This window comes from Leptothoe spongobia TAU-MAC 1115 (assembly GCF_018739885.1).
In the GTDB taxonomy this organism is placed as follows: domain Bacteria; phylum Cyanobacteriota; class Cyanobacteriia; order Phormidesmidales; family Phormidesmidaceae; genus Leptothoe; species Leptothoe spongobia.
This window is the reverse complement of record NZ_JADOES010000003.1, coordinates 269,133-295,116: the sequence shown is the minus strand read 5'-3', so window position 1 is coordinate 295,116 and position 25,984 is coordinate 269,133. Positions and strand designations below refer to the sequence as shown.

23 protein-coding genes are annotated in these 25,984 nt (G+C 47.1%); 12 read left to right on the top strand and 11 right to left on the bottom strand.

Annotated elements, in window-relative coordinates:
• Positions 1-747, top strand: a 747-nt coding sequence (locus tag IXB50_RS02890) for an NACHT C-terminal helical domain 2-containing protein (RefSeq protein WP_215607416.1), incomplete at its 5' end; no start/stop codon positions are given.
• 9 nt (positions 748-756) lie between these two features.
• Here IXB50_RS02890 and nadB read toward each other — a convergent pair.
• The 4 genes from nadB to IXB50_RS02870 form a co-directional block, all read right to left on the bottom strand.
• Positions 757-2,430, bottom strand: coding sequence for an L-aspartate oxidase (gene nadB / locus IXB50_RS02885; protein WP_215607435.1), 1,674 nt, complete (start codon positions 2,428-2,430; stop codon positions 757-759).
• 179 nt (positions 2,431-2,609) lie between these two features.
• Positions 2,610-3,026, bottom strand: coding sequence for a photosystem II complex extrinsic protein PsbU (psbU, locus tag IXB50_RS02880; RefSeq protein ID WP_215607415.1), 417 nt, complete (start codon positions 3,024-3,026; stop codon positions 2,610-2,612).
• Positions 3,027-3,150: 124 nt separating this feature from the next.
• Entirely contained in the window at positions 3,151-4,137 is a 987-nt protein-coding gene (locus IXB50_RS02875) for an adenylate/guanylate cyclase domain-containing protein (protein WP_216867564.1), read from the bottom strand.
• A 312-nt stretch (positions 4,138-4,449) separates the two neighbouring features.
• Positions 4,450-5,151: a DUF3120 domain-containing protein gene (locus IXB50_RS02870; RefSeq protein ID WP_215607413.1), complete on the bottom strand. Its 702-nt coding sequence runs from the start codon at positions 5,149-5,151 to the stop codon at positions 4,450-4,452.
• A gap of 515 nt (positions 5,152-5,666) precedes the next feature.
• On the opposite strand from IXB50_RS02870, the gene IXB50_RS02865 reads away from it, so the two are divergent.
• The 3 genes from IXB50_RS02865 to IXB50_RS02855 all read left to right on the top strand — a co-directional run bounded on the left by IXB50_RS02865 (position 5,667) and on the right by IXB50_RS02855 (position 10,148).
• The gene (locus IXB50_RS02865) at positions 5,667-6,572 is read left to right on the top strand and encodes an undecaprenyl-diphosphate phosphatase (protein WP_215607412.1); all 906 of its coding nucleotides are present in this window, start codon (positions 5,667-5,669) and stop codon (positions 6,570-6,572) included.
• Between the two features lie 94 nt (positions 6,573-6,666).
• Complete coding sequence (locus IXB50_RS02860; RefSeq protein WP_215607411.1) at positions 6,667-8,070, top strand: TIGR03279 family radical SAM protein; 1,404 nt, start codon at positions 6,667-6,669, stop codon at positions 8,068-8,070.
• A 149-nt stretch (positions 8,071-8,219) separates the two neighbouring features.
• Positions 8,220-10,148, top strand: a complete 1,929-nt coding sequence (locus IXB50_RS02855; protein WP_215607410.1) for a TolC family protein — start codon at positions 8,220-8,222, stop codon at positions 10,146-10,148.
• Between the two features lie 24 nt (positions 10,149-10,172).
• Here the strand turns inward: IXB50_RS02855 and IXB50_RS02850 are convergent, their stop codons facing one another.
• A complete protein-coding gene (locus IXB50_RS02850; RefSeq protein ID WP_326520713.1) occupies positions 10,173-10,517 on the bottom strand; it encodes a hypothetical protein in 345 nt (114 codons plus the stop codon).
• A gap of 610 nt (positions 10,518-11,127) precedes the next feature.
• On the opposite strand from IXB50_RS02850, the gene IXB50_RS02845 reads away from it, so the two are divergent.
• Entirely contained in the window at positions 11,128-12,183 is a 1,056-nt protein-coding gene (locus tag IXB50_RS02845; RefSeq protein WP_215607409.1) for a D-alanine--D-alanine ligase family protein, read from the top strand.
• Positions 12,184-12,280: 97 nt separating this feature from the next.
• Here the strand turns inward: IXB50_RS02845 and IXB50_RS02840 are convergent, their stop codons facing one another.
• On the bottom strand, positions 12,281-12,691 hold the full coding sequence (locus IXB50_RS02840; protein WP_326520712.1) for a cytochrome c: 411 nt from the start codon (positions 12,689-12,691) through the stop codon (positions 12,281-12,283).
• Between the two features lie 302 nt (positions 12,692-12,993).
• Between IXB50_RS02840 and petG the strand changes: the two genes are divergently transcribed.
• Entirely contained in the window at positions 12,994-13,107 is a 114-nt protein-coding gene (gene petG, locus IXB50_RS02835; protein WP_215607408.1) for a cytochrome b6-f complex subunit V, read from the top strand.
• A gap of 96 nt (positions 13,108-13,203) precedes the next feature.
• Here the strand turns inward: petG and IXB50_RS02830 are convergent, their stop codons facing one another.
• A complete protein-coding gene (locus tag IXB50_RS02830) occupies positions 13,204-14,454 on the bottom strand; it encodes an FGGY-family carbohydrate kinase (RefSeq protein WP_215607407.1) in 1,251 nt (416 codons plus the stop codon).
• Positions 14,455-14,521: 67 nt separating this feature from the next.
• The gene (gene apcB, locus IXB50_RS02825; protein ID WP_215607406.1) at positions 14,522-15,031 is read right to left on the bottom strand and encodes an allophycocyanin subunit beta; all 510 of its coding nucleotides are present in this window, start codon (positions 15,029-15,031) and stop codon (positions 14,522-14,524) included.
• An 841-nt stretch (positions 15,032-15,872) separates the two neighbouring features.
• On the opposite strand from apcB, the gene glnA reads away from it, so the two are divergent.
• From glnA to IXB50_RS02810, 3 genes are all read left to right on the top strand, one after another.
• Positions 15,873-17,294, top strand: coding sequence for a type I glutamate--ammonia ligase (gene glnA / locus IXB50_RS02820; RefSeq protein ID WP_215607405.1), 1,422 nt, complete (start codon positions 15,873-15,875; stop codon positions 17,292-17,294).
• Positions 17,295-17,525: 231 nt separating this feature from the next.
• The gene (locus tag IXB50_RS02815) at positions 17,526-17,726 is read left to right on the top strand and encodes a hypothetical protein (RefSeq protein ID WP_215607404.1); all 201 of its coding nucleotides are present in this window, start codon (positions 17,526-17,528) and stop codon (positions 17,724-17,726) included.
• A 223-nt stretch (positions 17,727-17,949) separates the two neighbouring features.
• A complete protein-coding gene (locus IXB50_RS02810) occupies positions 17,950-18,648 on the top strand; it encodes a GDSL-type esterase/lipase family protein (RefSeq protein ID WP_215607403.1) in 699 nt (232 codons plus the stop codon).
• A gap of 193 nt (positions 18,649-18,841) precedes the next feature.
• Here the strand turns inward: IXB50_RS02810 and IXB50_RS02805 are convergent, their stop codons facing one another.
• Positions 18,842-20,143 carry an LCP family protein gene (locus IXB50_RS02805; RefSeq protein WP_246564051.1) on the bottom strand — a complete coding sequence of 434 codons (1,302 nt, stop codon included), beginning with the start codon at positions 20,141-20,143 and terminating at the stop codon, positions 18,842-18,844.
• Between the two features lie 391 nt (positions 20,144-20,534).
• Between IXB50_RS02805 and IXB50_RS02800 the strand changes: the two genes are divergently transcribed.
• Both IXB50_RS02800 and IXB50_RS02795 read left to right on the top strand, forming a co-directional pair.
• Positions 20,535-21,614 (top strand): mannose-1-phosphate guanylyltransferase, encoded by a 1,080-nt coding sequence (locus tag IXB50_RS02800; RefSeq protein WP_215607401.1) that lies wholly within the window; start codon positions 20,535-20,537, stop codon positions 21,612-21,614.
• Positions 21,615-21,815: 201 nt separating this feature from the next.
• Positions 21,816-22,496: a glycerophosphoryl diester phosphodiesterase membrane domain-containing protein gene (locus IXB50_RS02795; RefSeq protein ID WP_215607400.1), complete on the top strand. Its 681-nt coding sequence runs from the start codon at positions 21,816-21,818 to the stop codon at positions 22,494-22,496.
• A 137-nt stretch (positions 22,497-22,633) separates the two neighbouring features.
• On the opposite strand, the gene trpE is transcribed toward IXB50_RS02795, so the two are convergent.
• Positions 22,634-24,166, bottom strand: coding sequence for an anthranilate synthase component I (trpE, locus tag IXB50_RS02790; protein ID WP_215607399.1), 1,533 nt, complete (start codon positions 24,164-24,166; stop codon positions 22,634-22,636).
• 244 nt (positions 24,167-24,410) lie between these two features.
• Positions 24,411-24,839 (bottom strand): photosystem I reaction center subunit II PsaD, encoded by a 429-nt coding sequence (psaD, locus tag IXB50_RS02785; protein ID WP_215607398.1) that lies wholly within the window; start codon positions 24,837-24,839, stop codon positions 24,411-24,413.
• A 336-nt stretch (positions 24,840-25,175) separates the two neighbouring features.
• On the opposite strand from psaD, the gene IXB50_RS02780 reads away from it, so the two are divergent.
• On the top strand, positions 25,176-25,976 hold the full coding sequence (locus IXB50_RS02780; protein WP_215607397.1) for an ABC transporter permease: 801 nt from the start codon (positions 25,176-25,178) through the stop codon (positions 25,974-25,976).
• Positions 25,977-25,984 lie beyond the last annotated feature (8 nt).

Genomic DNA, 25,984 nt, shown 5'->3' with positions numbered 1-25,984 from the left:
CCGAAGGAGGATTCTCCGAGCTTTTTTGAGGGGTTTAAGCAGACCATCGACAACTACATCAGCCAGGATGCCAAACTCAGTGAACTATTGGAAAACCTGAATCGGACGGCTACTTTTTCGGCCTATTCATTTTCTGCGGATCAGAGCCACCATCTACAGACCTACATCCGTTCCTGGTACTTGGTTTATGCCTTGCAAGATACTGGTAAAGTCACCAATCCTGGTGAGCTATATCGTCACTTTGATCTACCTGACTTTGAGCTAGCTACCAGTATGGTGACCAGTTCAGTGCTTGAGGGGCACGAACATCTTTATAAGGCATATCACTGTCTGTGCAAAAAAGAACCAGCGGCCAAAAAGTTGCGCTCATTGATTGTTCAACTTCAGCAATTTGTCAGCGATCACCCTCAAAATATCGAGGTTTTAGATGGCTGGCTAAAACAGCTTGACAATGAGCTAGGAAAGCTTACTGATATTAATCAGTGGTGGGAAACAAAACGAGGGGCCTGGTTAAAACGAGTGGCAATCTTTATGCAGCGGCTGGGGTTGCCCTGCATTTATTCCCTACATCGAGATCAGGTGATTAAGCTGCGGACTTACTACGATATGACTAAGCTGTTGTCCACCTGTATGAACCGTTCTCATTTGGATAAGGCGCAGAAAAAACAGTTGGCGGACTCCATGCTGTTGCTGACGATACTGGTGCCCGAATCGCCCGGTGGATTTGATATGGGCTCCTCTGGATAAACAGGTCTATTATTGGATCGGGGTAGATTTATAAAGAGTATTGGCTTGCATCAGTGTGTGTGCTTGCCAGCTCGGCTTGGTTTTCGGGTAGTCCTGACGATAGTGACCACCACGACTTTCTGTACGGAATAGAGCACTTTTCAGTACTAGAGTGGCCACTGTTAATAGGTTTCGAGTTTCTGCCCAGAGGCGGAGTTTATCGGCGGTGAGGTCATGGGGGATGGGGAATGGTGCATGGGTACTTGTGTAACTCATAGCTTGTGTGAAGCGTAATGAGTCAAAATCAATTTGCCATTGTTCTAATTGTTCTAAAGCTTGAGTCATGTGATCTGCTGAGCGGGAAATACCGGCGCTTTGCCATACCAACTGACTGATAGCTGTCTGATGCTGATGCAGCCAACTCATGGCGACATCAAGATCTGCCATGATGTTTAATTCATGACTGTCAACTTTTGGGTTGATCGTCACTTTGGTGAGGGGCTCTGTCTCGATTTTCTGTAGTTGTGCTCCAAATACCAGACATTCAAGTAGAGAATTGCTAGCAAGTCGATTGGCTCCATGGACGCCGGTACTGGCATTTTCTCCGACAGCATACAGACGAGGAATCGTGGTTTGACTAGTTAGATTAGTGGTAATGCCGCCCATCCAGTAATGGGCGGCGGGAGATACGGGGATCGGGGTTTCAAAAACGTTAATACCTGCCCACTTTTGACATTTTCGTATGATGTTTGGAAATCGACGTTTTACTCGCTCGGGCTCAATTACGCGTAAATCTAAGTAAACGACTGATTCTCCAGGCGTTTTTTGCAAGTGCCGAAAAATAGCGCGACTGACCACGTCCCTTGGGGCTAATTCGCCATCGGGATGGTAGTCAAAGGCAAACCGCCTACCGTTCTTATCGACAAGATGGGCTCCTTCTCCCCGGACAGCTTCGCTGATTAAAAATCGGGGTGCTCCTACCTTGGTGAGGGCGGTAGGGTGAAACTGCATAAATTCTAAGTCTCGCAGTTGGGCTCCAGCTCGCCAGGCCATGGCGACCCCATCTCCTGTGCTCGCAGCAGGATTGGTGGTTTGGGAGTAAATTTGGCCGCCGCCGCCGGTGGCTAGGACAACTGCTTTGGCTTCTATCCAATACAGTTGTTGCTCATAAACTAGCTGTATTCCTCGACATTCGTCACCATGTATCCATAGATCTAGGGCCAGGGCTTGGTTAAAAACATGTATGTTATCTCGCTGGAGCACTTGCTCTGCCAGGGTTGTGACCACAGCACGTCCGGTTGTATCCGCTGCATGTAGTACCCGGCGTCGAGAGTGGGCAGCTTCTAGGGTCATGGCTAGCTGCTCGCCTTTACGGTCAAAGGCGACTCCCATCTGGGTCAGGTTTTGGATGCATTCTCCAGCATGTCGTACTAAAACTTCGACAGCTTTAGGATCACACAGTCCCGCTCCAGCGTTGAGGGTGTCAGCGATGTGGAGTTCTGGAGCATCGTCAGGCGCGATCGCAGCAGCAATTCCTCCCTGTGCCCAGTCACTGGCTGATACAGCCAGTGTATCTTTGGTAATTAATCCAATTTGGAGCGTTGTCGGTAAACACAGGGCGGAATAAAGTCCGGCTGCTCCGCCACCCACGACCAAAACATCAAATGCCGACGGTAGCGAATACGGGAAAGGAGAGGAGTTCACCAATAAAAAATGCTCCTGACAGAGGGATTAACCCACTCTATCAAGAGCAATGTCAAGATTAAGACAATACCTGAGAATTCGGCTCCTGGGGCATCGTCTATGCTAACTACAGTAAAGGGACGTAACTTTGAAAGCTACCTGATCTCTGCAGTCACATGATCTCAAATAGCAGTAGATGTCTATTTGTAAGCACCATTGTTATAGCGATCATCACCTTCAACCAACGCAGGATTTGGTGGGGAGATAGTGAAAATATCTAGATTTTCCTGAATACGAGATTTTTCTACATCACTGAGCCCAGGAATTGCAAGGATATCTTCTAGGGTATCGAAGGGAGCATTCCGAACGATTTTGCCTGCAATCGTTGGATATAGTCCCCGATATTTTCTAAACGCCGCGACGTTGGTGTTATTTACATCAAGCTTGTAACCGTACTCTGTCGTCAGCTTGTCATCAACTGCGTTGCGGGGCAGCTGAGCTTCTGCCAGAAGTACCGTACCGCTATTCAACATATTCGCTACTGCAGGTTGAGCATCGCTCACCAAAGTACCAAATACTAGTGCAAGCGCCATTAATAGGCCAAAGAATCGTTTCATCTCTCTCCGCCGGATTTATTCAAATCTAATACACAGCATTAATGAGAAGCGTATCACTTTCGCTGTGCCAATGTTGATTAATGCTGAGAATCCGTTGTGGACCGTTACGCAAAATATCTGTTAACTAGGATGATTTAACCGCAACGGATGCTTTGCGATCATAGCTAATCAGAAACCGATCTAGGTCTGAAAAGGTACAAGCGTAGGTCGTTAAAGGCTTGTCATATCCCTTGAGCAGAGCTGAGTAACGCTTGAATGTTTGCTCGTTGGCACCCAATTTACTTAAGTACTTGTATGTTTCGGCTCCAAGCGCTACATCTAAACCTAATTGCTTAGTCGAGCTTTCAAAACGAAAAGCAGCATTGACGGTGTCGCCTAGGGCGGTGTAGTCAGGTCGATCGCCAGTGCCTGTGTTACCAACAACGGCGTATCCTGTGTTCACGCCAGCGCCCACCCGTAGTGGAAAGGGTAAAGGAAATTGCTTATGAAGCTGACGGGTCATATCATTTAGTGCACTGATGGCACGACTGATTTTTAGCATCTCCTCAGCTTCTACTTCTTGAGTGCCGTGAATCCATACGGCCATTACGGCATCGCCAATATATTTATCGACCCAACTACCGTATTCGCCAATGATATTGCCTGCATGGCGGAACCAGGTACCAATCACTTCAGACAGAACTTTTTCATCAATCTGTCGAGTCATGACCGTAAAGTCCCGAATATCGACCACCATGACCGATATTAGACGGCGTACATGTAACGTTGCTGTTGCAGTGGAGTCGTGGGAACTAATGGAGGTATTGCGGTTATTTGAGGGTTCAGGGGCTGGGCAGTAAAATTGCAGTTCAGTTTGCCCAAAGGTAAGGGCATCACCATTCCGTAGGGTGACTGGCACGCTAACGCGCCGACCGTTGACGAATGAACCATTACGGCTACCCAAGTCGATGAGATAGAATTCTCCGCTTTCCATAAACTGCAGCATTGCATGGTTGCGGGAAATCCAACGATCAGGCAGCACAAAATTATTATCGTCGCTGCGTCCAATCGTCCAGCAGCTATTACCAATCAACGATAAGTGACGTTGACCTGAGTCGGTCTTGAGGACCAAATAGGGTCCAACTTGAGGGGTCTTTTCAGGGAATAACACTATACCTCGACGATTCGAGTAAGCCTATGTCCTATACCTTAACGCTACTGCTCCTAACTGCACTATAGCCTTTGTGCTTATTTATTGTGCGTTATGTACAAGATACTGCTGATCTGCTAAAGATCTGGTCAAAGCTTCATACATTATCCAAATCTTCAATAGCAGTTATATCTAGCAGCTTACTCTGAGGTGATCTCAGTTATTTGTCAATAGGTGAATCTGTTGGGGTGCTGTATGAACATGATGGCACCCTATATACTGCAAGGATTGAAATTAGGCTAGTGTGGCCGCTATGAGAAATAGAGCATCGACTAAAATTGTGCTCAAAACAGCGCCGGAAAATGCCCACCAGTGGGCATGGGTAGATCGAATTCCCAACAATCCAATGGCTACTAGTAGACTAAGCAGCCACAGTGCTCGGATAGCTGCTATTGGATTGTGGATTTGCTGTAAAGCAGCTTGGAGAACAGTGCCAGCGGCGGCGGGCTCTACCTGCATGACCTTTTGCCAGTATGGAATCAGGTCAACCCAGTAAAAGTAAAGGTCAGTGATGCCAGTGCCTAGTAACGAGCCTAGATAAAAGTAACTACCGATTTTTAGTCGATGTTGGCTGATAAGAATCAGAACAATGGGTAGTCCGATCGCCTCAACGGGTAAATGAACATAGGGATTTTCCCTAAGCCACCCCCAATAAATACTGCCAGCTAACCATGTCCATGAAAATCCAATAGCCAGATCTCCCCAAAATGTGAGAACCGGTTTTTGCAGCATGTATAGACCACCAGCAAGCCATATTAGGGTGATGAGCAAGCTCACCCAGGGATGAAGACGGACAAGAGGGGCTTGAATAAAGACGGGGACACTGACTAAAAATGCAGCTGCTAAGAATGCAGAGAATCGCTTAGAACCATGATCAATGGGATTGCCAGTTAACCGGTTAGCGAGTTGGGATTGAGCCGTAATGTTAGATAGCAATGCTGCCTGATGAATTCAATTGAATTCTGAGAGAGGTTAATTATTGTTAACATAACATGCTATTCCAGTCGCTCAGGAACCGTTGCTTTATAAATAGCGACCTAGGTTATATTGCGGTATGTAAATATTTTGGATCGTACCAAGTGTCAAAAAAATCTGAAATTGAAATTACTTATTTTCTGTAACTCATTAGTCGCTATGAATTGTAGCGAATATGAAGCTAGAGAGTGGTCAAACTTCAGACTTTTTTGGGGATGTGAGCTTGATTGCTCATTAATCTGATCGTTCGTGTGTACGAATCTTGGTTGGTACGTGTCCTTGGGCTATTGGGTGATGCTTTGTTGATTAATGAGTGTAGAGCCTGCGAGGTTTTGCCTATTGGCCATGTCTCATCGGTCCTTAGTCTACTGCTGTCGTCCGGATATAGGTACGAAGCGTTCGTGTCCTTATATTAGATAACGGCTGGATAATGACACCTTTATTACTTGATAACGTTTGAGCTTTGGAGCACTTTCATGTCTGTTTGCCAATCATTTGAGCTGTTGGCCCAAGCGCCGACTAGCCAAGCAGCGCAAATTAATTTATTTCAAGCCATTGTGATTGGTATTGTGCAAGGGCTAACGGAGTTTTTGCCGATTAGCAGTACAGCCCATGTCAAGATTGTTCCGGTAGCGCTGGGCTGGGGTGATCCTGGTGTGGCGTTTACAGCTGTGATTCAGCTCGGTAGCTTAGCCGCTATCTTGTGGTACTTCTGGGAAGATTTAACCACAGTGACGCGCAATACTATCCGTGCAGCGATCGCAAAGCGTTATCAGTCTTCAGACTTTCGTTTAGGGTTGGGCATCATCTTAGGCTCAGTTCCCATAATATTTTGCGGTCTTCTAATCAAGATATTTTTTGAAACTCAGTACGAGACGTCAGTGATCCGTAGTACGCAGGCAATTGCGATTACGTCGATTGTGATGGCGTTGTTCTTAGGTGTGGCTGAGCAAGTCGGGTCTCGTAAACGCAATTTTGAGAAGCTCGATCTTTGGGATGGTATTGGTGTTGGGCTAGGACAAGCGTTGGCATTAGTGCCTGGAGTATCGCGGTCGGGTTCTACCTTGACGGCTGGCTTATTTTTAGGCTTAGAGCGAGATACGGCGGCACGCTTTTCATTTTTACTGGGGACACCTGCCATTCTGCTATCGGGCCTGGTTGAGCTGAAGGGGTTGCTGGATGAAATGGCGACCGTAGGTGATGCCAGTTTGATGCCCTTGATCGGGGGATTGATTGCAGCGGTGATTTCGTCTTACCTTGCGATCGCATGGCTCATCAAGTTTTTAAGACGCCATAGTACCTGGGTATTTGTATGGTATCGCCTTGCCTTTGGCGTTGCTATTTTGATTGGTTTAGCTACCAAAACGATCCAAAACGTCTAGGGGCTAGATTGTCTAAGATTGCCTAATTTCAACCGATTGCCACAATAATCGGTCTGCCTAAGTATTATGGAGTAATTGTCTAGCCCAACGGTTTATGCGTAGTGCGTCTATCCAGCCGGCTGTGATTACCAGTGTGCTTCGCGATTCCATCGCTGAAGACATTGGCTTTGAGCCTGGTGATCGCTTGGTATCGATCAATGGTGAGCGTCCCCGCGACCTGATTGATTATCGATTTCTCTGTTCTGATGAATGGTTGACCCTGGAGGTTTTAGATACTTTGGGTCAGGCTCACACAGTTGAGATCGAGAAGGATTTTGACGAAGATCTGGGATTAGAGTTTGAAAGTGCCTTTTTTGATGGGCTGATTCAATGCAACAATCGCTGCCCCTTTTGTTTTATTGATCAGCAACCACCTGGAAAGCGCGATACTCTCTATCTCAAAGATGATGACTATCGCTTGAGTTTTCTCTATGGCAGCTATCTAACGCTGACAAACTTGTCCCCGGCAGAATGGGAGCGTATTGCTAGGTTACGGTTGTCCCCGCTATATGTTTCCGTACATGCTACTGAACCGAAGATACGGCAACGTCTGCTCAAAAATCCTAGGGCTGGGTTGCTGCTTGAGCAGTTCAAGTGGTTTCAAAAACACCGTCTGCAGGTTCATGCCCAGGTCGTTGTATGTCCCGGCATCAATGATGGCATTCATCTAGAGCGTACTTTGCGAGATTTAGCAGAGTTTCATATCGGTGATACACCTGCTGTGGCATCAGCAGCCGTGGTCCCGGTTGGGTTGACGCGATTTCGTCCTCACCAAGATGAACTAGTGCCTGTGAATAAAGCTAAAGCTAATGAGGTTATTGCTCAGGTCCAGCGATTACAGACCGAGTTCAAATCAAAATTTTCGTCTACCTTTGCTTGGTTAGCCGACGAATGGTTTTTGATTGCAAGACAACCCTTACCTCCTGAATCTCACTATGAAACCTATCCCCAAATTGGTAATGGTGTAGGGTCGATTCGCCTATTTCTCAAACAATTTGAGACAGCGGCGCAGAGATTACCCGATCGTATTGAGCGTCCGAAACGATTAACTTGGGTAGTGGGTAACGCTGTTGAAAAAGCCTTTGAGCGGATTGTTGAGCGTCTAAACCAGGTGCAGGGGTTGACTGTGACCATGGCCGCTTTGAATAGCGACTACTGGGGCCAGGAGATTACAGTTACTGGGCTACTAACAGGTTACGATATTTTAGGAAAGCTCAAAGAATGTAACTTAGGAGATGGACTTTTGTTGCCGTCTTTGATGTTGAAGCAAGGGCCACAATCTACACCAGAGGATACCTACTTCCTTGATGATATGGCGCTGTCAGATTTGATGACTCAGCTCCAATGTCAGATATGGCCTGTAGACGACATTGAAGGTTTGTTAACGGCCTGTATCACGTCAAAAGTGGTCAATAATCCATTAGATGCAACTCAAAAATCTGAAAGCTTTCAGCTCTGAACCTGATAATGCCGTGATTGGCTTGAAAAAATATTTTCATGGATGAGTAGCCGATGGCTTTAGGGCCTGTATCGCGCTCTCAGGTACCTGTTTGACCAGCTTGTGTACGAATTCACTAAATTTATCGATTATAAATTGACGCAAACACTATGGGATACATCAACCATTCGTTCTTGATCCAAGTAGCTGTTCTAGGGGGAGCTCTTTCTTTTCTACCTGTTCCGGCTTTTGCCAAGGTATTAATGGATGCTCCGGATGAAAGCCATACGCTCACTTCAGCAATCACCCCATTTGTATCAGGAGCTGATGATGCAGCGAGTTCAGATACTAGCGCTAAGCAATCGGCAGTTGTATCCAACTCAGAAATATTGACTCCAGCTGTGATTGCGAGTGTGACATCGCCGACCTTTTCAGAGGGGGCAGCGACAGTTGGGAGGGGAGCATTACCGACGGAGCTGAATCAAATTTCGCAGCTGCCTGACTTGCCAGCTGATGAGCCCATCAATGAAGCAGATGATCCTGAAGTGCCTGTTGATGAGGCAGAGTCTGACGAGTCCATTGAGGATGAAGTAGATGATCCTGAAGTGCCTGTTGATGAGGCAGAGTCTGACGAGTCTATTGAGAATGAGGATGAGCCTGCAGAGGATGTAGAGCCAGTGTCACCGTCTGTGACTAGTACTGGGGAAATTATTCCCGATACTGGTCAGGCTGCATCGACTGCTGATGAGGATTTATTAGATACATCCGACTTACCCCCGACAGAGTTGCTGGCTGATCCTAATCCCCTAAGTGTGCCTACAGTAGAATCAGAGGTCCGATTACAAGCAGGTGACGAGCAGGAAATCTCTATTGAAGAAGCTATCGAGCTTGCCTACTTTAATAATCAAGATCTGCAAGTAGCCTTGTTGGAATTAGAACAGGCAGAGGCTACTTTAGCGGAAGCTCGTGCTGCATTTTCGCCTGTGGTGACGACCTCGGCTGATGTGACTGCGCAAGAATCGGATAGTACCACCACAGCCTTTGGCACGTTTGGCGAAGATGGTATCGATACGACGCTTAATGCTGCAGTAGGAGTTAGCTATGATTTATTTACCTCAGGTCAGCGTGTTGCCACGTTGCGAGCGGCTGAAGAGCAGGTCCGTTTGAATGAGTTGGAAGTGGACCGACGTCGTGAAGAATTAAGGTTGGAGACAACTAGTCTTTATTATGACCTTCAGGAAAGTGGTGAGCAGATTCGTATTAATGAAGCTTTTGTAGAGGAAGCTCAGCAAAATCAACGGGATAATGATCTCCGGCGGCAGGCTGGCGTGGGCACTCGATTTGATGTGTTGCGGGCAGATGTACAGCTGGCTAATGCTCAGCAAGATTTGATTCAATCCCAGGCTCAGCAAAAAATTTCTCGTCGTAATCTAGCACGGCTGCTGAATTTGCCATCTACTATCAATATCAATGCAACACCTGTACCAGATCCAGAGGACTGGGATGTGACGTATGAGCGTTGGGGATTAACCTTGGAAGATAGTATTTTGCTAGCATTTCAAGGACGTGTAGAACTGGAACAGCAGTTGGCTCAGCGAGAAATTAGTACTCAACAAGCCCGAGCGGCCCGAGCGGCCAATCGCCCCCAGGTGAGTTTGTTTGCTAACTATAGTTGGAGCGATTTGCTGGACAATTCCTCAGATACGTACAACTTTGGTGCTCAGTTTAGTATGGTACTGGCGGATGGTGGGGCCGCTCGTGCTCGTGCTCGCCAGCAAGAGGTGAATGCTGATATTGCGGAAGAACGCTTTGCAGAAGTATTGGACCAAGTCCGTTTTGAGGTAGAGCAGGCCTACTTTACGCTTCGGGCTAATGAAGAAAATGTGAGAACAGCCAGGACAGCGATTACTCAGGCAGCAACTGCTTTAGAGTTGGCTAATTTGCGGTTGGATGCCGGTGTAGGAACCCAGTTGGATGTGCTGTCAGCGCAATCGGAACTGACTGATGCTGAAGGCAACTGGGTCAGTGCTGCGTTGGGCTACAACCGGGCTCTTGCCTCTTTGCAAAGGGCAGTGAGCAACTTACGTTCTACCTTATAGCGAAGATGGGATGATTTGTTCGCATTAACTATTGGCATTGGTATGGTGATTTAGCTGGGTCGACATCACTTTTTCAGGTGCTATTGAACTTGAAATAGTACAAAGTTTTTCAATCACTTGTTCAGCAGTGATCAGGCGTTTGAGAACAACTTGGCCAATGGGGGTAGCTGTGGTGCCATTGGGCAGCACCTCTACCATCAGCACGTCGTCTTCGACCTGATATAGCCAGAGCTTTTCGGCAGCTTCTTCAATATGAAGCCCAAGCTTTTTTATGATTGGTTTGCGCTGCCAGGCAATTTCATTCCAGAGGCCGCCAAACTCCCATACTCTGCCGGTTGTCCAGCCGTCGGACAAGAAAAAATACTTCACAGATCCTGAGGAAGGTCAAAGGGTCAATGGCATTATCTCTGGTCACGTTTGTTTTTGGCACTGAGTCTCTGAAATCTTGATGCTTACTTTGATCGTATCTATGACATTGGTGAGGATAGTTCATAATCCTATCTGAGATTTTTGTTCTGTCCGGACGCAGGGCCAGATGGGGTGGACAGTTAGCTGGTAGATGCACCCTGATGTCTGACTCCTAAGCTCTTCGCGAGCCTAGGAGTTTTTTTTGTCAGTTGTTTGTAGGCGAGATGGTATCGGTGAAATATCCTAAATTTTATCTCTGTCCGGACGCAGGGCCAGATGAGGTGGACAGTTAGCTGGTAGATGCACCCTGATGTCTGACTCCTAAGCTCCTTGCGAGCCTAGGAGTTTTTTTTGCCAATTGCTAAAAGCATGCCTAATGTGACGATATCTGCCAAGATTTTGCAGTGAGTTGCTCAGGTCTGTGATAGGCTAACGCCTTAATATTCTTTTTGGAAGCGTTTCTGATTCTGATGTTGTCTGGGCAGTTCTGATAAGTGGAATTTGCTATACCCCGATACTACGAATCAGAAACAGCGTTATGTGTGGATGAATGAATAAAGAGGCCGACTCAATGGCAAAGATGCGCGTAGGCTTACTGTTTGGTGGATGCTCTGGAGAGCATGAGGTTTCCATTGCATCAGCCCAGGCGATTGCTCGGGGATTAGGTCTCAAGAGTAATGCTGATAAGTATGAGGTAGTTCCTGTTTATATCCGCAAGGATGGGGTTTGGGTGATGGATGCCCAGGATGTTCTGACTTCAGGAGAGCCGTTGGCCACTGATGATGAGCCTGTATTAGTCACAGCTCGAATACCGTCAGAGGCCAATGTGGATATTTGGTTTCCGGTGCTCCATGGCCCTAATGGTGAAGATGGCACGATTCAAGGGGTGTTTGAGCTGATGCAGATGCCCTATGTCGGCTGTGGGGTGTTGGCGTCGGCTGTGGGGATGGACAAGCTGGCGATGAAGTCTGCTTTTGCTCAGGCAGATTTACCTCAAGTGAAGTACATGGAGGTGTTGAGATCGCAAGTCTATTCAAATCCCTGTGTGTTTCCAAAACTGTGTGATGACATCGAAGAGTCCCTGGGATATCCCTGTTTTGTAAAGCCTGCTAACCTCGGTTCCTCAGTGGGCATTGCTAAAGCAACGGATCGTCAAGGGCTAGAAGCGGCTCTTGACAGCGCGGCGAGCTATGACCGTCGCATTATTGTTGAGGCTGGAGTGGTTGCTCGTGAAGTAGAATGTGCCATTTTGGGTAACGATCACCCCAAGGCATCTGTGATCGGTGAAATTAGTTTTGATGCCGACTTCTATGATTACGAGACAAAATATACAAGCGGCCAGGCTGCTTTAGCGATTCCAGCACCGCTCCCAGCAGAGGTTGTGTCTGCTATTCAGGAACAGGCTCTGAAAGCGTTTAAAGCTATTGATGGAGCTGGATTATCGCGGGTAGATTTTTTCTATTTAGAGGCTACAGGCGAAGTCATCATCAATGAAATTAATACCTTTCCTGGTTTTACGGCTACTAGCATGTACCCCATGCTGTGGGAGGCATCTGGTATTGCATTTGATCAGTTGGTTGATCAGTTAATTAAACTCGGCCTAGAGCGCTCAACGCAGTTTTCCTAGGGGTGGGGAGGGTAGACTTTTAAAGCTTGGAGACCGCTGCCTAAGTTAGCCCACTTAGACGGCGGTCTCTAAACGTAAGAATTGGATTTTTTCCGTTTTACAAACTTTCTAAAAATACTAGTAGGTCAGCCATATCCTGAGTATTTGGCTGAAATTGTGGCATTGGAGGAGTCTTTCCACTAATGACTTGTTTAATAAGGGCTACCTGCGATTTTCGCTCAGATACATGCTGCAGGTCAGGACCAACCTCGCCAGTTCCTTTTAGTCCATGACACGTTGCACAGTTTTGCCAAAATAACTGCTGCCCTCGGTCAAGATTGCCTGCGGTGTCTAACACATCATGAACATAGGGATCGGATATCTCTACTCTATGAATACCCCAGATTACGAGAACGACACATAAGAGAACAGTAGTTGCCGCTAGAGCAAACTGAACTATCAGCCGATTATCCTGGCGATCTATGGCTGACTTACTAAGAGATTGTCTATCGATAGTGTTTTGGGTCACAGGCAGAACGTAACACTTCGTTATTACGCATATGATACATAGTTTAAAGTTTTCTCAGGAGCCAGTGCAAGCTGTTTCGACTTGAAAATGGGTTTGAAATCTATAGCTTTTATTAAGTCATGGTCATTTCAGGGCCAAAACACCGCTCTGGATAAGCGAGGTGCTGTTTATTCATACGGAAGCGTTAGTTCGGTTAGGCAGAGTACTAGGCTCAATTAAGGCAATAGCTTAATATAAAGGAAGAAGAAGTAATGTGTACCACTGCTTCTATGAGTTTTGTAAGTCATTGAGGAAAACTCGGCGTGATTGAACCTTTGCTGTTAGGGATTGTTTTAGGCCTAATTCCGATAACGTTGGCCGGTTTGTTAGTGGCGGCTTATATGCAGTATCGCCGTGGCGATCAGCTCAATTTCTAGATTTTGATTGATATCAAGTTTTATTGGGCCAGTATTTCCTTGTAAATGCTGGTTTTTTATTGTTTGCTTGCTGTCTGATGACAACCGTATCGACGCTTAGTGATTGATGAATGGGACTAAGCCAGCGGCTAAGCAAGCAGTACCATAGGCTGCTTCGGTGTGTCGTGAGGGGACTAATGGTATGCCCAGAGCTTGCGATCGCAAACTCTGCCAAGTCTGATTCTGAGCGCCCCCTCCTGCTGTGTAGACCCGCTTCACTTCTCCACTTCCCAGTGCTGTGAGTTTTTGATATCCCAATGCTTCTATTGCAGACATATTTTCTAGCAATCCGTGGAGAAACCTGACTGGGTTGTCAGGACGTGGTGTGAGTTTTGGGGTTAGCTGTGGATCATTAATGGGAAAACGCTCGCCTGTAGTGAGGAGCGGATAGTAATCAAGCCCACTAGACTGAGTGGTGTCAATCAAGTTGCTGAGAGACTGGAGCTCAAGATCACTAAAATAGTGGCTCAGCACGGCTCCACCTGTATTGGAGGCACCGCCAACTAGCCATTGCTTTCCCAGGCGGTGGCTGTAAATGCCGCTAGGGGCATGATTAATGGCTATGGGGCTGAGTAGTTTGAGTACCAGAGTGGAGCCTAGGGAGGTAACGGCATCACCTTGACCGCTGGCACCGCTTGCTAAAAACGCTGCAATACTATCAGTCGTGCCGGTTTTGATCATGCACTGTGTGGGTATTCCAAATCGCTGGGCTACATCGGGTTGAATCGGTGAAATCAAAGCTCCAGGGGCGATTACTTCGGGCAGCCATGGCCGAATTTCCAAGGCTGTGAGCCAATCAGGGTAGCTCAGGGTTTGAGGATCATACCCGAGCTTCAAAGCATTGTTGTAGTCGCTGATGCCAGGCTTGCCGTGGAGTAGATTACTGAGCCAGTCGGCTTGATGGACTAGATAGTGTGCCTTGGCCAGGGTTTGGCTGGGTAAATTGTTGAACCACCATAGAGCTTTTGCCAGGCTAGAGGTGGCACTATGGGCTGGGCTGGTCGGTGGCACCATTGTGGGCAGGCCACTGCGAGCATCGTTGTAGAGGAGCGGATGAGTCAGCGGGATGTGATTGCGATCGCACAATAAAACCGTTGCCGATGTGCCATCAATGGCAATCGCCTTGATCTTTTGCCTGATAGAGATTGGCAGTTGGTCAATTAGAGTCCACAGGGTTTGACGCCAACTTTCTGCATCGGGTTCTTGTGATGGATACTGACAGCGGGTTTCTGCAGTTACCTGGGCAGTATTATCAATCGCGATAGCCCGTGCGCCTGAAGTGCCAAAGTCGATCCCTAAATAATTCATGAGTTGCCATAAAAAATGAGGTACTCAACTGAGTACCTCATTTCAAAACTATTCAGTCTAGGTTGATTTATACGCTGACTTCGCCCAACTCACGGGTCAGATGATCAAAGGGAACATCCACAAATGAGGTGTCATCAATGCCTTGGGTAGTGAGCTCTTCCTTGAGTACATCCTTCATAATCTGAATTGCAATTACTGTTGGGCCCACAGGAACTTCCAATGAGTTGTAAGTTTCACGTAGACCGTTAAGTACCCGCTCTGTTAGTACATCACAGTTGCCTGCTACAAGCGCATAGCTGCTGTAACGCAGATAATAATCCAAATCCCGTAGACATGCTGCATAGCGTCGAGTGGTATAGGAGTTACCTCCTGGACGAAGTAACTCAGGTACCCGCTCATATAATGCGGCACCTGTAGCTTTAACCAGACTAGAGGCATTAGCGCTGATATAAGCAGCGGCCTTTACTCGATCGTTACCACTACCAAAATAAACCTTCAAAGAATCGATGGCGTCGCGATCGAGGTAACGACCGGTGATGTCGTAGGTACTAATTAAACCCGTCACCGTATCCCGCATGAAATCTTTCTCCCAGTGCGATTAATGTGCGACTCAAAAAATCAAGTAGGAACTTGTAACCAAGCTAGGGGTGAAAGTCCCCATATCATTCATCAGTCAAGCACTGACCAACTGTTGGTATGAACCAATGGCATGACCAAAATATGAGAACAAGCGCAAGAGCTATCCGAATGCTTGTCTAGGCATTTCACATAAGTGCTTTGCCAGTGCTTTGTCTGTACTTTCAAAGCCTGAAACCCGGTCAGCGACAATGCTTGCCAACACTCAAATGCCAAAATTCAGTCTACCACGGTGGATTAAAGACCAGACAAAACACCCTCTAGAGAGGCGGTTTGGAACGAGTATTTTTTACAATCCGACATCTTTCGCAACAATTGGCAGCAATGAATCATCGTTTAATGCTCTTGCATACCTGGGGCATGGCTCCCTTATGAAAATGGCGGGAGTGATGCTGATTGTGCATCCGGTTGGCTATAGAAAACTTTAATTTGTAGCAAGAGATACAATCGCTCGTTATTACTGTTTCTAGGATGATCCAAGCTTTGGCATAGCAGATGCAGATGTTGTCTAAACATTATTTGCGATGTCGAGTGGGTGTGATTGGCTTTTAATCCTTAGTTGGTATGGAAGGGCTGATCAAGTATGGGTGATTTTCTTAGCCGCTTTCTATGGCAGAGATAGACTGACTATGCGTTTTTTTGCTTAGGAATTATAGAAACTTCCTAACGGGGGCACATTTTTCGTCTCACTCATTGTTTAATGTTTTGGCCGTTAAACGTGTTGGCCTGTCCGTACTGTAAAGCCACAACGGCTCTAGTGAATGCATAAAAAGGAGTGATTCATGGCTCAGACTGCCGCAGAAGTTTTGCAGATGATCAAAGATCAAGACATTCAGATGATTGATCTAAAATTCATCGATTTGCCAGGTATCTGGCAACACCTTACGGTGCATCGTAGCCAAATTGATGAGAGTAGCTTCACTGAAGGTGTGGCGTTTGATGGCTCTAGTATCCGTGGTTGGAAAGCCATTAACGAGTCAGACATGTCAATGGTTCCTGATCCGACAACTGCCTGGATCGATCCTTTTATGAAAGAGCCCACCCTCAGTCTGGTGTGCTCCATTAAAGAGCCTCGTACCGGTGAGTGGTATGAGCGCTGTCCCCGTGTGATCGCTCAAAAGGCTTTAGATTACTTAAAGTCCAGCGGTATTGGTGATACGGCTTACTTTGGTCCTGAGGCTGAGTTTTTCATCTTTGACGACGTTCGCTACGATACGACTTCTAATTCCAGCTACTATCACGTTGACTCTGTTGAAGGACGTTGGAACACAGGCCGTGAAGAAGAAGGTGGCAACCTGGGCTATAAGCCTAATTACAAGGGTGGTTACTTCCCTGTTTCTCCCACAGATACATCCCAGGATATGCGGACTGAGATGTTGTTGACCATGGCTGACTGTGGTGTTCCTATTGAGAAGCATCACCATGAAGTAGCAACTGGCGGTCAGTGTGAGCTGGGCTTTAAGTTTGGCGAAATGATCGAAGCTGCTGACTGGTTAATGACCTATAAGTACTGCATCAAGAACGTCGCTAAGAAGTACGGCAAGACCGTCACCTTCATGCCTAAGCCTCTGTTTGAGGATAATGGCTCCGGTATGCACACTCACCAGTCAATCTGGAAAAATGGTGACACCCTAATGGCAGGTCAGCGTTACGCTGGGCTGAGCGAATTGGCTACCTACTACATTGGTGGCATCCTTAAGCATGCTCCTGCTCTGTTGGCGTTTACTAACCCCAGTACTAACTCCTACAAGCGTCTCGTACCTGGTTTTGAAGCACCTGTAAACCTGGTATATTCCAACGGTAACCGTTCTGCTGCGGTTCGGATTCCTCTGTCTGGTGACAATCCTAAGGCGAAGCGTCTGGAGTTTCGTTGTCCTGATCCTACAGCGAATCCTTATCTGGCATTTGCGGCGATGCTGTGTGCTGGTATCGATGGTATTAAGAATAAGATTGAGCCCCCCGAGCCCATTGATCAGGATATCTATGAGCTCAGTCCTGAAGAACTAGCTAAGATTGCTTCTACGCCTGGCTCACTTAAGGAAGCTTTATCTGCTCTGGAAAACGACCATGAGTTTTTGACTGTTGGTGGCGTCTTTACGGCTGACTTTATCCAAAACTGGATTTCCTACAAGTTGGATACTGAAGTGATCCCGATGGATATTCGTCCTCATCCCTATGAGCTTGCTCTTTACTACGATTGCTAATCGAATATTTTGGGGTTGAACGACCTTTTTAATGGAACGCCAGTCTAAAGACTGGCGTTTTTTGTTGTTTATACATTGCAGTAACTACGCCAAATTTGACTTGCAAAAATTTACAAATTAAATCTCTGAAAAGTATCAAAATATACGGAATTTATCTTTATAATTAAAGTGAAAAGCACACTTGGCACTCCAAAGGTGCCGTTGATTTACTTCTTTAGGAGGTCCATAGGTATGTCTATTCAAGAATCCACTAGACTTCAAATCGTTAGTAATCGCCATTCCGTTACCAATCGACAGCGTTCTTTGTTGAGTCGTGCTGCGTCAGATGTTGGCATGCCTATGGATGCCATTGGTGCAGGTAGCCGTATTCAAGGCAAGCCTAGATATGATGTGCAGCATGCCTATGGTCGCAGTAGCGCAGCGATGAGTTAGTGACTGTATCGGAGACGTTTGAATAGTTAATGATTTAAGCCCAGGGTGCGATCGCACCCTGGGCTTTGTTATAAAAAGGAGTTTTGTTTTACATAGCAGCTGTAAAGATTTGAAAACAAGCGGTACAAAATGTTAACTTGCGGGAGTCTAGGCTTATGGACGTAGTCGATAGGGCTAGTGCTCTTGATCTCGTTATTCCATTAATTCAAGTTTGAGTGTTTCTATGGCTGCCCTAGCAAATCGTGCTTTCGCTTCTCCCAGCGGTTCTTCTCAAGCGACCCATCCTAAGAAAGTTGTCATGGTAGGTGATAGCCTGATCTACGGCTATGGTGATACTGAAGGTGGTGGCTGGGTTGAACGGCTGCGTCGTCAGTGGATGGATCCGTCTCAGCCAGGACCCATTATCTATAACTTGGGAGTACGTGGTGATGGTGTCCAGCTCGTGGCGGGCAGGTTAGAGCGAGAATTTAAGCTGCGTGGTGAGCTGCGTCGTCAAGTGCCGGATGTGCTGGTGTTATCGGTAGGCTTAAATGACAGCGCCCGGCTGGGCCGACCTACGGGACGCCCCATGACCGATGAGGTGACCTTTACCAGAGAGTTGAATGGGTTACTTGATCAAGCGATTCAGCTATGTCCCACTTTCTTTGTGGGTATGGTGCCTGTAAATGAGGGGACGATGCCCTATGCGGATATTCTGCACTTTTCTAACACTGACCAGGCTCATTACAATCAAATGACTCGCTATGCCTGTGAAGTACGGCATATTCCCTATCTAGATCTATATCAACGTTGGAGTGCTCAGGGCTCCAATTGGTGCAATGAGCGCCTGTGTAGCGATGGTTTGCATCCCAATGTATTAGGCTATCGTACGCTGATGTCCGATGTTTTAGGGTGGGAACCTTTGATGCGGGCGTTGGTTTGACCATCGTTTAACTAAACGATGGTCCTGAAATATTGTCGAGCCTTCCTTAGTGAGCAGGCGTTGCGGCTAAGAGCACCCAAGCAACACTCAGGAGGGCAGTGATTAGGATTGAGCTCAGCATAGATCGCAAGATTGAAAACTGTGGGCGCTCTGATGTAGAGGATTGATGAGTGCCTATAGAAGACGATGCAGGTTATTGGATCACTTGTTCAGTCCAGTCGTCGCCGACGCGGATGGTAACATCCGAATCCAGGTCGCCTGTCGAATCAGCAACTACCTTGCCCGCCCCTAAAACAGCTTCTAGAAAGCCAGCACCGTTAATGTCTCCGCGCTGTGCAATCACAGATGTTTGATGGTTGAAATCAGGCCAGTCTTCTATGAGATATACATTGCGAAAGCCTTCGTTGCGCAAATGTTCAGCGACAGCTTGGGCCATATAGGGATCCCTAGAAGCGTTTTGCACCGCTATCCGCATGCGGCTAATGGAGCGACGAGGGCTGTTATTGGCTAACACGGCGACGGCAGGTTCGGTATGGAAAAATTGCTCCATAACGTCGTTGGTGTTATTAGTGTCAGCAATCCAGTAGCTTGCCCTATATTCTTGAGGGGCGCTAAACCGTCCTGGCAGCATCACCATATTCAGGGCTTCTCTATCGAGCTGAAGCCCAAAGCCCGCTAGGGCCAAGATCTCTTCAGTAGATAGGTTAGTGTCAATGTGCTCTTGAAGAATGCGGACAATCTGAGGGAGTTGCGTGATCACCTTAGGATTGAGCATGCGATCGCGTAAAGCTTTGAGCAAAACCTGCTGGCGCTGTACTCTGCCAATGTCCCCCAGATCATCTTGACGGAAACGTGCAAACTGTTCAGCTTCATCACCGCTCAGAGTTTGCCAGCCTGGTTCTAGGTCAATCACCAGCCCTTGGGTTTTGTCCTCGTACTGCATGGCTTTGGGGACAAATACCTCAACGCCACCAATCAAATCAACAATTTTTCGAAATGCCGCTGTGCTAACTCGCACATAGCGATCAATTTCAACCTGATTAAAGTTATAGCTAACGGTTTGGGCTGCCAGCTCAGCTCCACCTTCTACATTGGCCTGATTGATTTTGTCAATGCCGTAGCCAGGGATTTCCACACGGGTATCCCTGGGAATCGACATGACATTAATCGACTCACTTTCAGGGTCGATCCGGGTTAGAAGCATCGTATCGGTACGACCCACTAAGTCATTGGGTGTGGCTCCCTCAATATCAGTAGCTTCATCCAATCCCATGAGTAAAAGCGTTACGGGACGAGAAACCTGGTAGCGGAAACCCGATTTCCAGAGATCGCTCAGGGGTGGATTAGCCGTTGCCTCACCCAAGCTTTTTGGTAAAGGCACTGTCAGGATAAATGCAGCACCTGCCGCTGCTGAAACCACAGCAGTTGTTCCAAAAATACCAGTCCAGGCAAATATTCTGATGAGTTTGCCAAAGAATGAACGTTGCTTAGGCATAGCTATTGGAGCAATGGAGCCTGACTGGGATGAGGTCGAGGGAAGCATAGATGGTTTATTAAAAAGCTCGGTCAGGGATAGTGCTGTCGAGCCAAGAGTTTTTGATGATCCCTATAGTCAACATACGCTTTCACTACTTCGTAGTCAGAACGTGATTTGACATTTTTAGGGGGCTTACTAAGCAGTGGGTTCTTATAAGTTGGGGGATGCGCAGTGATAGTCACTCTTTGCAATCACGCGGGGAGGATTTGATACGTTCTACACATAGGTAAGAAGTTAACTAATATTAAGCTGTTTGGGTACTGTGTGTTTTGCTGAATCGCTAATATTATTCAGAACTCTATAAGGTCAACGCATTTTAACTCTGTAATTTAACTTTATTAAGTAAGCAATGACACAAACTATTGATCAAACTCTAAAGTTAGTGCCAATTATCTTGGCTGGGGGTAAGGGAGAGCGCTTTTGGCCAGTGAGTCGTCTGAAAAATCCTAAGCAGTTTTTGTGTCTCGATGGCAGTGGTCGTAGTTTGATGCAGTCTACGGCGGATCGATTGTTGCCTTTGGCTGGGGGCTGGGATGCGATTTGGGTGATTACGGCATCTCATCTGGCGGATGGTGTTAAACAGCAATTACCAGAGCTGCCTGCGGAGAATATATTGGTGGAGCCCCAAGGGCGGGATACGGCACCGGCTGTGGCTTGGGCCACATTGGAAGTTGCTAAGCGTCATGGGGATGATGCGATCGCATGTTTCTTCCCTGCCGATCACTACATCACTGACGAACCCAAGTTTCGTGCCACCATTCAGGCGGCGGCTGATCTAGCCCAGAGTCAGGCAGCCATTGCTACCCTAGGTATTCAGCCCACTTTCCCCTCCACTGGCTACGGTTACATTGAGCAGGGCGATGATGCTGGCCAGTACGGGGAGCTGGCCGCCTATCGTGTTAGCCGCTTTACCGAGAAGCCTGATCGCGGCGTCGCTGAAGAATTTCTTGCGAGTGGTCGCTATAGCTGGAACAGCGGCATGTTTATCTTTCCCGCTGGTGTGATGATTGACGAACTCAAGACCTACGCTCCAGAACTTATGGGGCCACTGCTTGCCAAAGGGGTGGATGCCTATGCTGAGCTAGAAAAACTAAGCATTGACTATGCGGTGATGGAAAAAACCCAAAAGGCCTATGTCATGCCTGCCAATTTTGGTTGGGATGACTTGGGCGATTGGAATGCCATTGAGCGTCTGATGAAGGGGGACGCTGCCAATGTGGATATGTGTCAGCATCAGGCCCATGACACCAATGGCTGCATTGTCTATTCTTCTGATGAAGAGGAAGTGGTGGTGACCATTGGTCTAGAAGATGTAGTCGTTGTGCGTGATGGCAATGCCACTCTGATTGTGAAAAAAGACCGCACTCAGGAAATTAAAAAAGCGGTTAAGGCCCTTGGTACGGAGGATAAATTCCTCCATTTACTATAGGCAGGACAACACTCAGTCTGACGTAAGATTTCGAATTCAGACCCAATCCACCATCGGTTACTTGTGAGATCGATCCACAAAGCTTTGGCTATATTGGCCAGAGCTTTGTTGCGTTTTCAAACGGCATAGCGAGCTGCAACGGTTGCAAACGGTACCTTTAAAGGCGACGGAGAGTTCATTAAGTAGCTATCGAGAGGTTTTATGACAACCAGTACTCTCAAACCAGGGGAAATCTTACGGGATACGCTGCAGCGAATAGGTCCCATCTTTCTACCTGTTGCGCTTTTGGCTGTGCCTGGGGTGCTTATTACCATGCTAGTATCCAACCCGATGCTGGCCGGACTGATCAATGTTGTTTATTTATTTTTGGTTGCCCCCATTTTGGGTGGAGCCATGATTATTTTGGTGAATCGCTGTTTGACTGGACAGCAAACTGATCTTGGTGAAGCGGTCGCTATGGCTTGGAGAAAGGCTGTTCCACTAATTCTGACAATGTTACTGCTGTTGATTATTTTGATCCCAGCTTTAATGCTTTTGGTAATACCAGGGCTGTATCTTTCTGTGCGTCTATTTGCTACGCAATATGAAGTGGTTCTAGGGCATAAGTCCCCGACAGAAGCGCTATCAGCAAGCTGGGAGTTAACTAGGGGACGCTGGTGGTCAATTTTCTGGACTATGCTTGTTGTTTCGTTAGCTTTTGTGGTGCCTTTGCTGATTGCCAGTGCCATCCTAGGGGCTGTCTTACCTTTTGGTGTTGTCATTTCTAATTTACTCGGGATTGTGGTGACGCCTCCCCTAGTGATGGCACTTATGATGATCTATAAAGTGGTCAAAGGTGAATCAGCCATGAGTGCAGACGGTGCAGATATCGCTAGTGCGTGAGAGTTTGACTGGCAGTAGTGTCTGTTGAGCGCCATATCGGTCGCATTAAAATAATGGCCTGTAAGTCTTTCTAAGGCTTATAGGCCATTATTTTGAGAAAGTCAGGTTGACTGGCTGCTAATTTTCAATGCAATTGGCTACTGCTTTAAGCATCTGACGGCTTCTAGCATGGCTCGGGCTTTATTGAGAGTTTCCTGGTACTCGTTTTCGGGGACTGAATCGGCTACTAAACCCGCTCCAGCTTGGACGCTAATTTGGTGAGATCCATCGTTTTTACTTTCTACCACCATGGTGCGGATTGTAATGGCGCTGTTGAGCTGGCCCTCGAAATCGTAGTAGCCGTAGACGCCGGAATAGGGTCCACGGCGGCAGGGTTCTAGGTCATTAATTATCTGCATAGCCCGGATTTTGGGTGCACCGCTGACGGTTCCTGCTGGGAAGCAAGCTTTGAGTAAATCCCATGCAGTTTTACCAGGAGCCAATTGACCAATCACATTGCTCACGATGTGCATAACGTGGGAATAGCGTTCGATGATCATCAGCTCATCAACGCTGACGGTACCGCTGGTACACACACGCCCTAGATCATTACGACCTAAGTCCACCAGCATGACATGCTCAGCAATTTCTTTGGGGTCTGCCAGTAGGTCTGCGGCATAGGAATTATCTTCAGCCGCTGTTTTGCCACGGGGGCGGGTGCCAGCAATGGGACGTAGGACAGCTGTCAGGGTGTCATCGTCTCCATCGTGGGTGGCTTTGACCATCACTTCAGGACTGGAGCCGATGATCTGCCAGTCTTGGAAGTTGAAGTAGGCCATGTACGGAGATGGATTGACGAGCCGTAAGGAGCGATATAAGTCAAAGGGATGACCACTGTAGTCCGTGGTGAGCCGCTGAGAGATGACGACTTGAAAGATATCACCGGCTTTGATGTGGGCTTTGGCGGTTTCTACACTCTGACAAAATTCGTCTTTGCTACGGTTGCTGGTGTAGGTGAGCTCTGCTGTTTGATTATTGCCAGGGGGAGTCCAGGCGAGACGGTTGGTCTGACTGGCTAGAGGTAGGTTGAGTTTATTGACGAGGTTGGTGATGCGATCGCAACTTGCCTGATAAGCTGCCTCCAGCTTCACGTCAGGCTCTCTGAGATCTGCATAACTGATAGCCCAAATTTTTCGCTTCACCTGGTCAAAAATCAACAGGCTGTCCACCTGCATCCAAAAACCATCAGGCAGATCGTTGGCTTTAGCAGCATGGGTCGTGACTGTCGGCTCAATCCATGTAATCAGCTCATAGCCCCAAAAGCCAAATAGACCACCAATACCAGGCGGTAAAGCTGTTAATTGGACTGGCTGATAGGGGGCAAGACAGTCGGCCAAGATGTCAAAAGGATTGCCTGTAAAAACCTGTTTAGTACCATTGCGAAATTGCTGAGTAGTAGTATTACCTCTCGCTTCAAGTGTCCATAGAGGATCACACCCTAAGAGACTGTAGCGGCCAAGATTTTCACCCCCCTCGATTGACTCCAGTAAGAAACTGTAAGGTTGGCCCGCACATACTTTGCACCAGGCTGAAACAGGAGTATCCAGATCGGCCACCCACTCTTGGTATATCGGGATAAAGTTACCTTGTTTTGCCAGGGTCTTAAATGTATCTAGGTCTGGATAAATCATGAAACGTTTAGACGGTAGGCTAGACTACATCCCAGCAACAACCTAGGGGTTCCTCTACGGAAAGCAGCCAGTTTTGTGTGGATGAGGTTTACTAAGCCTGCCTTAGGGGTTTAACCCTTGGCAAGCTAAATGATGCCGAAGAGATTGTCATAAAAAAGAGGCAGCCTCTGGACTGCCTCTTCGGAATCATGAGTGATTATCTTTAACTAATGCACTGCACTAAACAGTGAGTTAGTTAAGGACTCTAAACGTCATAGGGCTTATTGCCACTGAACTTAATCGTTGCAGGATTACAATTTTGACCAATGCTGCGATCCTTCTTACCGTTGTAGTCACGACCTTCGTTCACTTTTTCAGGCACTACACCATCAGCTGGGTGTAGATAAGTAGTTTCGCCAGAAGGTAGGACGCGGTAGATTTTATAGTTAGTGATTCTGGGCTTAAACTTGGTCTTGAGCTGGCGGCTGAGAGCTAAGCACTGCTCTTTACGAGCAAGGTAAAGCATATTCTCGCCGGAATTCATAATAGCTGCACCACCCGTGGGCATCTCAAAGGCCTGCTCCTTTGAACTGCTCCAAGTGATGACGTACTTTTCTTCCCTTTCAGCAGCGGATAGCAGACCACCAGTGCTGCCACCAAAGATCGGAGTTTTGCCAGTAATTTCTTCAGACATGAATAATATTATCTCTCAACCTTATCGTTTAAAAACCTATCACTGAGGATGACGATGTTTACATTGTTTGTGAGGAAGTGTAATAGTTCTTCAGATCAAATTTTTGAGTCAAGCATTAATTTTTCCAAATCCTTGTCAGGACTCTATTCATAGGGATGACAGGCGATTGGTCTGAGGGCAATTGGGCCAACATTGATGGCAAACTAACGCCATAGTGTAGCCAGGTTAGGACGACTGTGGGCCTAGTGTGTATTGGACTATCAATCAGTCATCGCAAACAGGGTCATTGCCATTGATAATAAAGATAGATTTAATATTTTAGTTTTTTAACCCGCTGTGAAAATTTTAAGAGTCCGTACGCTGCAGACACTCTTGGCAGACAGTTTGACCATTTTTTGGGGGGACTGGTTAGATTTGCGGGCGCGGATTCCCCAAGTGGCAGCGTCGGGATTGGTTTCGCCATTGATTTATATTCTGGCCTTTGGTTTGGGTTTGGGAAGTTCTTTGGATCGGGTTGCGCCGCCACCCGTTGGGGATAGCTATCTGGAGTTTATTTTGCCGGGGATGGTGGCTCTGTCATCCATGGTGATTAGTTTTGGTGGTACGACATTCTCTATCTGTGGAGAGCGGTTATTTACCAAAAATTTTGAGGAGATGCTGCTGTTTCCTATTCATCCATTGGCCATGCACTTAGGCAAGATGCTGGCAGGCATAGTGCGGGGGTTGTTGACAGCTGGGTCAGTTATTTTAGTGGCGGTGCTGTTTACCCGTGATGTGTGGAGCTTTCTCAATCCGCTCTTTTTGCTATTGTTAGTGCTGAATTGTGCTGTATTTGCTGGGCTAGGGGTAATCGTTGGGTTAAACGTTAAATCTCTGGAAAGCGTAGGACTGTTTAATAATTTTTTGATTGTACCGATGTCGTTTTTAGGGGCAACATTTTTTGACCCTGCTACATTACCAGCGTTACTTAAGGGAATTGTCTATTTATTGCCTTTGACCTATACAACGGTTGGTTTGCGTGCTGCGGCCTATCAGCCCTTGGGGCAGTTTCCCTGGTATTCAATTCCGGTACTTTTGGTGGTTGCGATCGCTCTTTCCATCATCGGAGCTTATCAATTTGCCCGGCAGCACGATTAGGGCCTCTA

Bases quoted from the DNA above. Each gene is read 5' to 3' on its own strand.
- apcB (WP_215607406.1), bottom strand. From the start codon at position 15,031: ATGCGGGATACGGTGACGGGTTTAATTAGTACCTACGACATCACCGGT.
- glnA (WP_215607405.1), top strand. From the start codon at position 15,873: ATGGCTCAGACTGCCGCAGAAGTTTTGCAGATGATCAAAGATCAAGAC.
- psaD (WP_215607398.1), bottom strand. From the start codon at position 24,839: ATGTCTGAAGAAATTACTGGCAAAACTCCGATCTTTGGTGGCAGCACT.
- IXB50_RS02830 (WP_215607407.1), bottom strand. From the start codon at position 14,454: ATGAATTATTTAGGGATCGACTTTGGCACTTCAGGCGCACGGGCTATC.
- IXB50_RS02860 (WP_215607411.1), top strand. From the start codon at position 6,667: ATGCGTAGTGCGTCTATCCAGCCGGCTGTGATTACCAGTGTGCTTCGC.
- IXB50_RS02845 (WP_215607409.1), top strand. From the start codon at position 11,128: ATGGCAAAGATGCGCGTAGGCTTACTGTTTGGTGGATGCTCTGGAGAG.
- IXB50_RS02815 (WP_215607404.1), top strand. From the start codon at position 17,526: ATGTCTATTCAAGAATCCACTAGACTTCAAATCGTTAGTAATCGCCAT.
- trpE (WP_215607399.1), bottom strand. From the start codon at position 24,166: ATGATTTATCCAGACCTAGATACATTTAAGACCCTGGCAAAACAAGGT.
- IXB50_RS02800 (WP_215607401.1), top strand. From the start codon at position 20,535: ATGACACAAACTATTGATCAAACTCTAAAGTTAGTGCCAATTATCTTG.
- IXB50_RS02810 (WP_215607403.1), top strand. From the start codon at position 17,950: ATGGCTGCCCTAGCAAATCGTGCTTTCGCTTCTCCCAGCGGTTCTTCT.
- IXB50_RS02805 (WP_246564051.1), bottom strand. From the start codon at position 20,143: ATGCCTAAGCAACGTTCATTCTTTGGCAAACTCATCAGAATATTTGCC.
- psbU (WP_215607415.1), bottom strand. From the start codon at position 3,026: ATGAAACGATTCTTTGGCCTATTAATGGCGCTTGCACTAGTATTTGGT.
- IXB50_RS02855 (WP_215607410.1), top strand. From the start codon at position 8,220: ATGGGATACATCAACCATTCGTTCTTGATCCAAGTAGCTGTTCTAGGG.
- IXB50_RS02865 (WP_215607412.1), top strand. From the start codon at position 5,667: ATGTCTGTTTGCCAATCATTTGAGCTGTTGGCCCAAGCGCCGACTAGC.
- IXB50_RS02795 (WP_215607400.1), top strand. From the start codon at position 21,816: ATGACAACCAGTACTCTCAAACCAGGGGAAATCTTACGGGATACGCTG.